The 12472-nt window shown below is 38.3% G+C and carries 11 protein-coding genes, 1 tRNA gene and 1 other annotated feature; all 12 genes read right to left on the reverse strand.

What is annotated here, in order from left to right:
• Positions 1–63: 63 nt before the first annotated feature.
• On the reverse strand, positions 64–657 hold the full coding sequence (leuD, locus tag F4V44_RS13765; RefSeq protein WP_150440602.1) for a 3-isopropylmalate dehydratase small subunit: 594 nt from the start codon (positions 655–657) through the stop codon (positions 64–66).
• A 13-nt stretch (positions 658–670) separates the two neighbouring features.
• Positions 671–2071: a 3-isopropylmalate dehydratase large subunit gene (leuC, locus tag F4V44_RS13770; RefSeq protein WP_150440603.1), complete on the reverse strand. Its 1401-nt coding sequence runs from the start codon at positions 2069–2071 to the stop codon at positions 671–673.
• Between the two features lie 97 nt (positions 2072–2168).
• Entirely contained in the window at positions 2169–3239 is a 1071-nt protein-coding gene (gene leuB, locus F4V44_RS13775) for a 3-isopropylmalate dehydrogenase (RefSeq protein ID WP_150440604.1), read from the reverse strand.
• 145 nt (positions 3240–3384) lie between these two features.
• Positions 3385–4920 (reverse strand): 2-isopropylmalate synthase, encoded by a 1536-nt coding sequence (locus F4V44_RS13780; protein ID WP_150440605.1) that lies wholly within the window; start codon positions 4918–4920, stop codon positions 3385–3387.
• Positions 4907–5929, reverse strand: a complete 1023-nt coding sequence (gene ilvC / locus F4V44_RS13785) for a ketol-acid reductoisomerase (protein WP_150440606.1) — start codon at positions 5927–5929, stop codon at positions 4907–4909. The genes F4V44_RS13780 and ilvC overlap by 14 nt, the downstream gene beginning before the upstream one ends.
• 133 nt (positions 5930–6062) lie before the next feature.
• Positions 6063–6578 (reverse strand): acetolactate synthase small subunit, encoded by a 516-nt coding sequence (gene ilvN / locus F4V44_RS13790; protein WP_150440648.1) that lies wholly within the window; start codon positions 6576–6578, stop codon positions 6063–6065.
• Positions 6578–8299 (reverse strand): acetolactate synthase large subunit, encoded by a 1722-nt coding sequence (ilvB, locus tag F4V44_RS13795; protein ID WP_150440607.1) that lies wholly within the window; start codon positions 8297–8299, stop codon positions 6578–6580. Before ilvB ends, ilvN begins: the two co-directional genes overlap by 1 nt.
• 79 nt (positions 8300–8378) lie before the next feature.
• Positions 8379–8640 (reverse strand) — a binding site (T-box leader).
• Positions 8641–9020: 380 nt separating this feature from the next.
• Positions 9021–9097, reverse strand: a tRNA-Arg gene (locus F4V44_RS13800).
• Between the two features lie 94 nt (positions 9098–9191).
• Positions 9192–9704 carry a metallophosphoesterase family protein gene (locus F4V44_RS13805; protein ID WP_150440608.1) on the reverse strand — a complete coding sequence of 171 codons (513 nt, stop codon included), beginning with the start codon at positions 9702–9704 and terminating at the stop codon, positions 9192–9194.
• Positions 9701–10312 carry an XTP/dITP diphosphatase gene (locus F4V44_RS13810; RefSeq protein ID WP_150440609.1) on the reverse strand — a complete coding sequence of 204 codons (612 nt, stop codon included), beginning with the start codon at positions 10310–10312 and terminating at the stop codon, positions 9701–9703. Before F4V44_RS13810 ends, F4V44_RS13805 begins: the two co-directional genes overlap by 4 nt.
• 120 nt (positions 10313–10432) lie before the next feature.
• Complete coding sequence (locus F4V44_RS13815; RefSeq protein WP_150440610.1) at positions 10433–11515, reverse strand: GerMN domain-containing protein; 1083 nt, start codon at positions 11513–11515, stop codon at positions 10433–10435.
• Positions 11516–11654: 139 nt separating this feature from the next.
• Positions 11655–12470, reverse strand: coding sequence for a glutamate racemase (gene racE / locus F4V44_RS13820; protein WP_150440611.1), 816 nt, complete (start codon positions 12468–12470; stop codon positions 11655–11657).
• Positions 12471–12472: the final 2 nt, after the last annotated feature.

Raw genomic sequence — 12472 nt, forward strand, 5'->3', positions numbered from 1 at the left:
CAGAGTACAACCGCAAAAAAAATCCACAGAGTAACACTGTGGATTTTTACTAAATTTTATCCATTACTTAACTGGTACATTTTCTTGTTCATATTTAGAAATGGCTTCATCAAGCTGAAGTGTAATTTCAATCTCATCCCAGCCATTGATAAGCATTTTCTTCCAATATGGCGATACTGTGAATGAAGCGTTAAAGCCCTGATTATCTGAAACAGTTTCTTCTTCCAGATTAATGGTTAATTCATAAGGCTGGTTTTTTGCTGCCTTAAGCAAATACTCGACTTTTTCTTGTTCCAATCTAATTGGCAGCATGCCATTTTTTAAGCAGTTTTGAAAAAAGATATCTGCAAATGATGGAGCAATAACAACCTTAAAGCCAAAGTCTTGTAACGCCCAAGGTGCATGCTCACGAGAAGAGCCGCAACCAAAATTTTCATTGGCAACCAAGATAGATGCGCCTTGATTTTCCGGCTGATTTAATTCAAAATCAGGATTTAACTTCCCATCTTCAAGATAACGCCAACCGTAAAAAACAAATTGTCCAAATCCTGTTTTTTCAATTCGTTTTAAAAATTGTTTTGGGATGATTTGGTCTGTATCAACATTTACCCGATCAAGGGCAACTGCTTTGCCTGTGTGTGTTTTAAAACCGCTCATGAAGTTTCCCCCCTTAGTTCAATATCTCTGATTTTCGAACATCAACAAATTTTCCATGAAGCGCAGCGTTTGCTGCCATTTCAGGGCTTACTAGATGCGTTCTAGCTCCAGCACCTTGTCTTCCTTCAAAGTTACGGTTAGACGTAGAAGCACAGTGCTCACCTGGTGGAACTATATCATTGTTCATACTTAAACACATGCTGCAGCCTGAATCACGCCACTCAAAACCGGCATCAATGAAAATTTTATCTAAACCTTCTTGTTCAGCCTGTATTTTGATTTGCTGTGAACCAGGTACAACTAACGCACGGACAGATGGATGTACTTTTTTCCCTTTTGCTACTTCTGCAGCAGCACGTAAATCTTCTATACGAGAGTTTGTGCAAGAACCAATGAAAACGTGCTGAATTTCGATATCTTCTATACGTTGTCCCTCTTTTAGGCCCATGTATTGTAACGCACTTGCTAATGCCCTTTTATCTGTTTCAGTAGCGCAATCAGCTAAAGTCGGAATACTTTCACTGATTTTTGCTGTCATGGAAGGATTTGTTCCCCAGCTTACCATTGGTTCAATATCAGTGGCATCGATTTCGATTACAGTGTCATAAACAGCATCTTCATCTGACGCAAGTTCTTTCCATGCTTCTACTGCTTGATCAAAGTTTTCAGGTGCATATTTTCTACCTTTTAAATAAGCGAATGTTGTTTCATCTGGTGAAACAAGACCTGCTCTTGCCCCGCCTTCGATGGACATATTACAGATTGTCATACGTTCGTCCATTGACATGCCGCGAATGGCCTCACCGCAATATTCAATAATATGTCCTGTTCCAAAACCAATACCGTGCTTTGCAATGACATAAAGAATCACGTCTTTAGCAGATACTCCCGCAGACAGCTTGCCTTTGAAATCAAGCTTCATTGTTTTTGGTTTTGATTGCCAAAGTGTTTGAGTTGCTAATACGTGCTCTACTTCACTTGTTCCGATTCCAAAAGCAATGGCACCGAACGCTCCATGTGTAGATGTATGGCTGTCGCCGCAAACAATGGTTTTCCCTGGCTGTGTTAAACCAAGCTCAGGTCCGATAACATGGACAATACCTTGATCAGGGCTATCAATACCTGCTAATGGAACACCAAATTCTTTACAGTTTTTCTCTAAGGTTGTCATTTGATTTTTTGCTACTTCATCATCAATAACCGTACGATTAACTGTTGGAATGTTATGGTCCATTGTAGCGAATGTATTTTCCGGGCGTCTAACTTTTCTGTTTTTCATACGTAAGCCAGAAAAGGCTTGCGGAGATGTTACTTCATGAACTAAGTGTAAATCGATGTATAGTAAATCCGGTTTTCCCTCTTCTTGATGAACGATATGCTTGTCCCAAACTTTATCTATAATTGACTTTCCCATACGATTTCCCCCCTCAAGTTGCTTTGTGATACTATTATCATAGAATAATAATTCAACTATGACAATTTATAATTTTTAGTAATTTTTTTTCATACCTTTAAAGAGCTTTCTTTACTTCTTCGATCATTTCGGTTGTTGATACTCTTGTTTTTCCTTCTGACATGATGTCACCCGTTCTAAATCCTGCATCAAGAACCTTATTAACAGCTTTCTCAATAACTTCTGCTTCTTCTTCTAACCCAAAAGAAACTTTCAGCATCATTGCAGCAGAAAGAATGGTTGCTAATGGATTGGCAATATTTTGCCCTGCGATATCAGGAGCGGAACCATGTATTGGTTCATAAAGATATGGACCTTCCTCTGAAATACTTGCAGATGGAAGCATTCCTAATGAACCAGTTAATACAGAAGCTTCATCACTTAAAATATCACCAAACATATTCTCTGTTACTACAACATCAAATTGTTTAGGATTGCGAACTAATTGCATGGCACCATTGTCAACAAGCATATGCTCAAGAGTAATTTCAGGATAGTCCTTGCTGATTTCAACAGCTACTTCGCGCCATAAACGGCTTGATTCCAATACATTTGCTTTATCAACAGATGTAACTTTTTTCTTTCTTGTTTTTGCTAATTCGAAGGCTTGTCGAATGACACGTTCAATTTCATCTCTTTCATAATAAAGCGTGTCAACAACTGCTTCTTTTCCATTAACTTCTCTTCGTTCTCTCGGCTTACCAAAATAAATTCCGCCTGTTAACTCTCGAACCATCAGCATATCTACACCTTCAATAATCTCTTTTCTAAGAGGTGAAGAATCTGCTAAACTGGCAAAATAAGTTGTTGGGCGTAAATTGGCAAATAGGTTTAATTCTTTACGAATCTGTAGTAAACCTTGTTCAGGGCGAAGATGAACCGGTATTGTATCCCATTTAGGACCACCGACAGCTCCTAGAAGAACAGCATCGCTTTCTTTACAAATATTGATCGTTTCTTCTGGAAGAGGAACTCCCGTGGAATCATAAGCTGATCCACCGATTTCTCCAAATGTGAAAGAAAATTGGTGATTATAACGTTCACCTACTGCTTTTAACACTTCAATCGCACCTTGAACTACTTCCTTGCCGATTCCGTCTCCTGGCAATACTGCGATTCGTTTCTCCATGACAATCCCTCCGACATATCTTGTCAATTTTTTCAGAAATGGTTATAAAATAAGGCTGACCGTAAAGAGTTTGACAACTGCCATTCTTTCAAGCATTGCAGCTTTTGTCATCTTCTCTTCCTAAGTCAACCTTTTCTATTCTTTTTTACTTAACTAACTCTGAATCAGAAGATTCTTTTATATAGAGGACTCTATTAATCGCATTTATATACGCCTTTGCGGATGCTTCAATGACATCCTGTGCAAGACCGCGTCCACTTGTGTCCATTCCTGCACAATTCATTTTTACAAATACTTGTGCTAGTGCATCTCTTCCGGCTCCAACCGATTGAATACGATAATCCAATAAATTTACGTGCTCATCGACCATCTTTTCCAATGTATTGTATACCGCTTCCACACTGCCTTTACCAGTCCCTGTTTCTGTAATGTTTTCATTATTTCGTCCTGAAAGTGTTATGGTTGCAGAATGCTCATTTTCTTTGCTTTGGACTTCAATAGACAGTAACTGGTAATACTGTGCTTCTTTTGAAATTTTTTTTTCCAAAACCAGCGCTGTTAAATCATCGTCAGTCATTTCTTTTTTACGATCGGCAAGGTCTTTAAACGCAGCAAATAATTCGCTGACTTCCTCTTCCTCAACCACTAAACCTAGTTCATCTAAACGGTTTTTAAAAGCATGGCGTCCTGAGTGTTTACCAAGCACTAGGTTATTTGATGCAAATCCAACTAATTCAGGTGAAATAATCTCATATGTGGACTTTTCTTTTAACACACCATCTTGGTGGATACCTGATTCATGTGCAAATGCATTCGCACCAACCACTGCCTTATTGGCAGGAACAATCATACCCGTTAATTTGCTCACGACACTGCTTGTTCGGCTGATTTCCTGCAAATGAAGACGTGTTTCAGCATTGTAATAATCCTTTCGAATCCGAAGGGCAAGGGCTACCTCTTCTAATGCGGTATTTCCTGCTCTCTCACCAATGCCGTTAATTGTGCCTTCAACCTGTGTTGCACCATTTTCTATTGCAGCAAGAGAATTGGCCACTGCCATTCCTAAATCATCATGACAATGTGTAGAAAGATCTACTTTATATATAGAAGGAACATTTTCTTTTAAGTATTTAAAAATTTGACCGTAGTCATATGGAGTACCATAGCCTACAGTATCAGGAATATTAATGACATGTGCCCCTGCTTGAATAACCTTTTCAACGATTTCAGCTAAAAACGGTAATTCAGTCCGGCTTGCATCCTCGGCAGACCACTGAACTACAGGGAATTTGGCAGCTGCATATTTGACAGCTTCAACAGATGCTTCAATAACCTGCTCTTTCGTCATCTTAAGCTTGTACTCGCGGTGAATAGGAGAAGTCGCTAAGAAAATATGAAGTCTTGGGTTTACACCATCCTTTAATGATTCCCAAGCAATATCCATATCCTGTTGAACACAGCGTGCCAGTCCTGTTACTGTACTATTTTTAATAGTTTGGGCGATTTTTTGAACGGATGAAGCATCACCTTTTGAGGCTGCAGGAAAGCCAGCCTCAATGATATCTACATTTAAACGTTCTAATTGTTTCGCGATTTCTAGTTTTTCGGAAAAATTAAGATTGACGCCTGGAGTTTGTTCCCCATCTCTAAGTGTCGTATCATAAATCTTAATTTTTTGCACTACCCACCACTTCTTTCTGCTTAGCGTCATTTACGAAAGGCATCATTTTTCTTAATTCACGGCCAACCACTTCGATTTGGTGCTCATTTTCATTTGCATTAATCGCATTGAACATTGCGCGGTTAGATTGGTTTTCAAGAATCCATTCTTTCGCAAATTTACCTGTTTGGATATCAGTTAATACTTCCTTCATTTTTGCTTTTGTAGAAGCATCTACTACACGTGGTCCGCTTACGAAGTCACCCCATTGAGCTGTATCTGAGATAGAGTAGCGCATGTTTGACATGCCTCCTTCATAGATAAGGTCAATGATTAACTTCATTTCATGTAGACATTCGAAGTAAGCAACTTCTGGCTGGTATCCTGCTTCAACAAGCGTTTCGAAACCTGCTTTAATTAGAGAAGTTAAACCACCGCAAAGAACCGCTTGCTCACCGAATAGATCCGTTTCTGTTTCTTCTTTGAATGTTGTTTCAATTGCACCTGCACGTAATGAACCGATTGCTCTTGCATATGATAACGCTAATTCTTTAGCCTTTCCTGTAACGTCTTGATAAATAGCAAAGATTGCTGGTACTCCGGCACCTTCTGTGTAAGTTCTTCTTACTAAGTGTCCTGGTCCTTTTGGAGCTACTAGTAAAACATCACAATCTGCTGGAGGCACGATTTGGCTGAAATGAATGTTGAATCCATGAGCAAACATTAATGCTTGACCTTTTAAGTTTGGCTCAATTTCTTCTTTATATACTTTTGCCTGCTGCTCATCTGGTAAAAGAATCATTACTACATCTGCTTTAGAAACTGCTTCTGCTACAGGGTATACTTCAAATCCAGCTTCAACTGCTTTATTCCAAGATTTTCCTTGACGAAGACCGATGATACAATTTACTCCGCTTTCTCTCATGTTTTGTGAATGAGCATGTCCTTGTGAACCGAATCCAATTACCGCTACTGTCTTTCCATTTAAAAATTCCGCGTTTGCATCTCCGTTATAGTACATTTTTGCCATTTAAATTACTCCCTCTCTGATTTCAATTTTTAGAATAATAATTTGATCATTTGCTTATTTTATTTTATAAAAACCGTTAAGAGTAAATGTCTATTACGTCCTAACCGGCGTTTTACTTATTATTGGATACCGCTTATACAATCGAGAATTTTTGCGAATTGGATTGCAATTGCATACCTCTAGGAAAAGCAGTCGTACCTGTTCTGGCAAGCTCTTTAATTCCAAATGGTTTTACCAGTTCGATAAAGGCTTCGATTTTTTCAGACTCACCTGTAATTTGAATCACTACACTATCTTTACTTACATCAACTACAGAAGCACGAAACGGCTCAATTAGCGAGTAAATTTCATGCCGGTTATTCGGCAGTGTAGGTACTTTAATTAATGCAAGCTCTCTTGAAACAATTGCTTGGTCTGTAATATCTACTACCTTTAGTACATCAATTTGTTTATTTAATTGCTTTGTAATTTGTTCAATAATACTTTCGTTTTCAACTTGGACAACACAAGTAATTCTAGAAACTCCTTCAAGTTCAGACAATCCCACGGAAATACTTTCAATATTATAATTCCGTTTAGAAAAAAGATTTGTAATTCGGTTAAGAACTCCAGGACGATTCAGAACGGTTAAACTAATAATCCTTTTAATCATGGCTTAACACCTTCCATTTCATGTAGTCCTTTTCCTGGTGCGATCATCGGATAAACTAATTCCTTAGGATCAATTCTAAAGTCTAATACAACTGGTTCATCATTGTGGAGAACTTCATTTAAAATATTCTCTGCCTCTTCATTTGTATTAATTTGATAACCTTTGATGCCGTATGCATCTGCGAGCTTCACAAAATCAGGCTGACCAGGAATTAAACTGTGTGCATAACGTTCTTGATAGAATAGCTCCTGCCATTGTCTAACCATTCCAAGGGCCATATTATTTAGAATAACCATTTTAATAGGTAAATTATGTTCCCTAATTACTTGAAGTTCTTGTGTACACATTTGGAAGCCGCCATCGCCTGAAACAAGGACAACTGTGGAATCAGGAGCAGCGATTTGAGCTCCAATACTTGCCGGAAGACCAAATCCCATCGTACCTAAACCACCAGATGTAACCCATCTATCAGCTTTATTTAATGGATAATATTGAGCTGCCCACATTTGGTGCTGCCCTACATCGGTTACAACAATGGCTTCACCTTTTGTTTTTTCATGAATCATTTCTAATACTTTTTGGGGCTTTAAGTTTTCCTGATCCTCTTTGTTATAATGGTAAGGATATTCTTTATTCCAGTCGTTGATTGTTTGCAGCCAATCTTTATTATCAGGCTGTTTACCATCCTGAGCAATCAATTGCTTTAATGCTTCTTTTGCATCTGCAACCACTGGTATTTTTGTCGGTATATTTTTCCCAATCTCTGCTGGATCAATATCAATATGGGCTACTGTTGCATTTGGAGCAAAATGCTCTAAATTACCTGTTAAACGATCATCAAAGCGAGCTCCAATGTTCAATAGTAAATCACATTCATACATTGCTCTATTTGCTGCGTAGCATCCGTGCATACCGCCAAATCCTACAAACAATTCATGATCCTGAGGAAAACCGCCTAGTCCAAGCAGCGTATGAACAACTGGAACATTTTGCTGTTCGGCATATTCCTTTAATTCAGCAGTAGCTTTTGAATGTAAAATACCTGCTCCTGCAAGGATGAGTGGTTTTTTCGCTGAGCTTATTGCTTCCGTTAATTTGCGGATTTGCAAATAGTTAGGCTGTAACGTCGGCTGGTAACCTGGTAAAGAAATTTCCGGATCATCATTTACCTCAACAACTGTAGTGGCAATGTCCTTAGGAAAATCAATTAATACAGGTCCAGGGCGGCCAGTTGTTGCAATATAAAATGCTTCTTTGATAATACGCGGGATGTCTTTAATATCTCGAACTTGACAATTATATTTTGTTATCGGCGTTGTGATTCCCAGTATATCGGCCTCTTGGAATGCATCTGAGCCAATAACACTTGTCGCCACTTGGCCTGTAAAAACAACTAACGGTAATGAATCCATCATCGCATCAGCCAGTCCAGTTACTAAATTCGTAGCCCCTGGCCCTGAAGTTGCAATTACTACACCGGGCTTTCCAGATATCCGTGCATAACCCTCTGCCGCATGAATTCCACCCTGTTCATGTCGCGGTAATATATGTTTGATTTTTGAATCATAGAGCTTATCATATAATGGTAATACAGCACCGCCAGGGTAACCAAAAATCACTTCCACCTTTTCTTTTTCCAAAGAGTTTAATAATAAATCAGCCCCGCTAATCGGCTGCTTATCAGCCTTTTTCCCGGCAAAGGTAGTTTTCTGCAACATTTGGATTATACCTCCTCTTTCCTAATTTTCTGATAAAATATAAAAAGCCCTTCCATCCCTTAAATGCCAACAAAATTGACTAAGGGGTGAAAAGGCTTTGGAAACCTACTCCACGGTACCACCCTTGTTTACGCAAAAAATCTTGCGCACACTTGTGAACAGCTTCTGCTGCCCGCTTTAGTAACGAGTGGCTTGCACCCGTCCCTCTCTACTGAATAGACATTGTTCAAGAAGGAACTCAGAGGTGAGTTCATCTTATACCGAATTCACCGGTTTCCAGCTTTCCCGGCTCTCTGTAGAATTCTTTGTATAAAACTACTTATCCTCATCATCATTTTCAACTATATTACTTATCACTATATGTCATATGAAACAATCAAAATGAAAAGAACTTTCAAACAATTAAGAGTACAATTTTACTAAATAGAAATTGTTTTCAATCTCTTAAAACTATTTTGTAACTCTTTTGTTGAAATTATCTTACGCTGATTTTGCAATTGAGTCAAGACCAATCATAAGAATTATTAAAAAATTATGTTAAAGTAATAATTTTGTATCCGCTTACAACGCTATTGTATAGGTATTTATACATAAAAATAAATAATAAAATTTTTTTTCATTTAGATTATTACTATTCCAGAAAACACAAAAAAACTCATCTTGGTTAGAAGACGAGTCGATTGGTAGAATATATGTAGGTCAATTGTGTGCATTGTATAGATGGCGTCCCAGGAGAGATTCGAACTCCCGACCGTACGCTTAGAAGGCGTATGCTCTATCCAGCTGAGCTACTGGGACAATATTTCAAAGACATTTTTTATTATAGTAAGTGCACAATCAATTGTCAATAGGAGATACTATAAATTTCATAAAGAAAGTTTTCCTCTATCGATTAATTCGATAGGGGAAAAACTTGTCCAAGCTCTGGTATTTCACCTCGGTCTATATCATAAACCTTTAGTTCGTATCCGTTTTCTAACATATTGAGAATAACATATGTCCTTTCTCTTCTGCCTCTGGGAAGCCTGATACTGCCGGGATTTATAAAAAGAGTTCCATAAATCATTTCAGCCCCAAGGTAATGAGAATGGCCAAAACAGGCGATATCTGCAGCTTCTTCTTTTGCCCGATAAGACAACTTCAGTATATCCGATTTTACTGAATAGCGATGCCCATGTGTAATAAAGAATGTCCGATCTCCAATTCTTTTTACAACATCTTCAGGAAATTCATCATAAAAATCACAGTTTCCCCTAACAATCACAAAATCCTTAATAGCTGGATCATTGGGTGCCAGCTCAGAATCCCCACAGTGAATGAAGTGCTCTACTTCACTATGTAATTCCTTCAATTTTTTAAGTTCCGTTGACATTCCATGGCTATCACTAACAATTAACACTTTCATGATTCTTTTTCCTTTGAAAACAAGTGCGCTAATTGGTCTTCCAACTTTTGCAACGCTTTTGCACGATGGCTGATTTGATTTTTTTCATCCGGCGAAAGCTCTGCCATTGATTTCTTCATTTCCGTTACATAAAAAAGCGGGTCATAACCAAAACCGTTTGTTCCCCTTCTCTCAAATAGAATGGACCCTTCACATTTTCCATTAACCGTTATCGTATCCTTTTCGGGCATAGCAAACGCTAATGCACAATAGAATCTTGCTTTACGATCCTCTTCTTTCACATATTTAAGCTCATTTAATATTTTATCATTATTAGCCTCATCATTTTTTTCTTCACCTGCATAGCGAGCTGAGTAAATTCCAGGTCTTCCGTCGAGGGCATCCACTATTAATCCGGAGTCATCCGCTATAACCATTTGGTTAAACAGTTTACAAACCGTTTCAGCCTTTATAACAGCGTTTTCCTCAAATGTTTGTCCGGTTTCTTCGATATCTTCTATCTCTGGAAAATCAAGCAATGTTTTAACCTCTACTCCATACGGCTTAAACATCCGGATGAATTCTTTGGCTTTACCTGAATTTTTCGTTGCAATAATTACTGTCTTCATACTTTTCCCACCTTTATATTTCCACAAATACTTGATCCATTATATTATGCAAAAGGAATAAGAGTCGGCATTTTTGCCCACTCTTATCAACTTTCTCTATATAGTATATCAAAAAACTCTTTAGAAGCTACCTGTATTTACATTTTCTGGACGAGTTACAGGCTCTGTCAGCTTCTTGCCCTCTTCATTCATCAACTCTGCTTTTCCATTTACCGTAACCACGACACTTTCAATTCCCTGTTGTTCAGTAAGAGTCAGAACAAGGGAATCAAGTACATTTTGAGAAATCATTTTTTTATCAAAGCTGCCAAATATTGATTCATTAAAATTAAGCGTAACCTTTCCATTCTCTACCTTTGGTTCGCCTAGTAACTCAACATCAGAATTAAATTCATTTAGTAAATGAGAGGCGACGCTCGGTCCTTTTATTAATTCATTGATGGCCGCATCAATATTATTCTCGATTTTATTACTTACGCGTTTCGTAACAGGGACAAAATAATAGGAATCAGCTTCACCGCCAATATAATAAACCGTTACAGGTTTTGTATTGGTAATATCCGCTACCTGTGATGTATCAATATTAATTCCATCTTTTCTCGTTAACTCGTCCCCAATTGGTGTACCATTAACAGGCATTTCTTCAAGCGGGTGACCATTCATCTGGAGCTTAACTTGTTCAATAGAATCAAACTGGGTTAAAGTCCAAGTAATTGATTGAAGAATTTTCAGCTCATCTTCTGCCTTATAATCTTTAAATTCGCTTGAGAAGTCGACCGTTGCGACTTTATCCTTTACATTAACACTAATCTTTGTATCATCAGGAATAACAGCCTGAAACCCATTTGGCAGCATTTCCGTCACAGGACCGTTTTTCACTAAATATTCAAGTGCTTGAGTGGCAACTGATTCCGTTTTTGGAAGTTCTAATGTTTGCGGAACTACATAACCATTTTTATCCACTAAGTAAAGCTCTGTTTTGACTGTTTCGCTTGTCTCAGCTTCCTGCGTTTGATCTGCAGCTTCCTTTTCGTTGTTAGTCGTTTTTTCCGTTACTTCCGTCTGTTCTTCTGTATACGTCACTTCTTCCGGCGGATCAATTTTCTCTTTCTCTTCCATTCCAAAGAGTCCGCAGCCTGAAAGAAGTAAGCTTGCGGCAACTACAGTTGATGCTAGAGTCTTTTTATATTTAGATTTAGACATTACAATCCCTCCAAAGACAGTTTGTACTACATGTATACGAGCTGTTTAAAAAAATAGACCGTCTTTTGAGAGAAAATAATCCTGCTAGTCGCGAATCAGTGAATGGCTCCCATTCTTGCGAAAAAAGCAAAAAGAACCTCTACTTTTTCTGAGGTTCCAGCTCTAACTCAATATGAAATACATTCGTAATGGCTTTGCCTAGCCAGTCTGAAGCAATATTGGCAAATATCGTTTTCGAACCGGTTGTGTAAAACGTATGACTAGGGTCTTCCTCCTCCACACTCAATAATCCACTGTGATGAAGGATTGTACTAACCTCACTTGCAGTTTCTTCTCCGGAACTGATTACATTGACCTTGTTTCCCATCACATTTTGAATAAGATGCTCCAAAAGAGGATAATGTGTACAACCTAAAATAAGTGTATCAAGTCTCTTATGTTTTAATGGCTGAAGTGTCTCGGCAACGATTTTTTTTGCAACAGCTCCGTTATATTCTCCACTCTCAACTAATGGAACAAACTTAGGACAAGCAAGCGATGTCACTTTTGTCCTCTTATTAATCTGTCTAAGCGCTTTTTCATAAGCTGCACTCTTGATTGTTCCTTCCGTCCCAATAACTCCAATTCGGTTGTTTTTTGTAGCCTTAATAGCTGCCCTTGCTCCTGGATGGATGACGCCAAGCACCGGAATCGAAAGTTCGTTTCTAATTTCTTCTAACACAACAGCTGTTGCCGTATTACAGGCAATCACCAGCATTTTAATTTCTTTATCCAATAAAAACCTTGTCATTTGCCAAGTAAAGATTTTTACCTCCTCAGCTGATCTTGGGCCATATGGACATCTCGCTGTGTCTCCTAAATAGATAATTTGTTCGTTTGGAAGCTGACGCATAATTTCTTTCGCAACCGTCAGCCCTCCGACTCCTGAATCTATAACTCCTATCGGATATTTCAATT

The organism is Niallia endozanthoxylica (genome assembly GCF_008710145.1).
GTDB lineage: Bacteria > Bacillota > Bacilli > Bacillales > Cytobacillaceae > Bacillus_BD > Bacillus_BD endozanthoxylica.

What these genes read in the sequence shown, in the direction of transcription:
- leuD (WP_150440602.1), bottom strand. Translation starts at nt 657, where the DNA reads ATGAGCGGTTTTAAAACACACACAGGCAAAGCAGTTGCCCTTGATCGG.
- leuC (WP_150440603.1), bottom strand. Translation starts at nt 2,071, where the DNA reads ATGGGAAAGTCAATTATAGATAAAGTTTGGGACAAGCATATCGTTCAT.
- leuB (WP_150440604.1), bottom strand. Translation starts at nt 3,239, where the DNA reads ATGGAGAAACGAATCGCAGTATTGCCAGGAGACGGAATCGGCAAGGAA.
- ilvC (WP_150440606.1), bottom strand. Translation starts at nt 5,929, where the DNA reads ATGGCAAAAATGTACTATAACGGAGATGCAAACGCGGAATTTTTAAAT.
- ilvB (WP_150440607.1), bottom strand. Translation starts at nt 8,299, where the DNA reads ATGTTGCAGAAAACTACCTTTGCCGGGAAAAAGGCTGATAAGCAGCCG.
- F4V44_RS13805 (WP_150440608.1), bottom strand. Translation starts at nt 9,704, where the DNA reads ATGAAAGTGTTAATTGTTAGTGATAGCCATGGAATGTCAACGGAACTT.
- F4V44_RS13810 (WP_150440609.1), bottom strand. Translation starts at nt 10,312, where the DNA reads ATGAAGACAGTAATTATTGCAACGAAAAATTCAGGTAAAGCCAAAGAA.
- F4V44_RS13815 (WP_150440610.1), bottom strand. Translation starts at nt 11,515, where the DNA reads ATGTCTAAATCTAAATATAAAAAGACTCTAGCATCAACTGTAGTTGCC.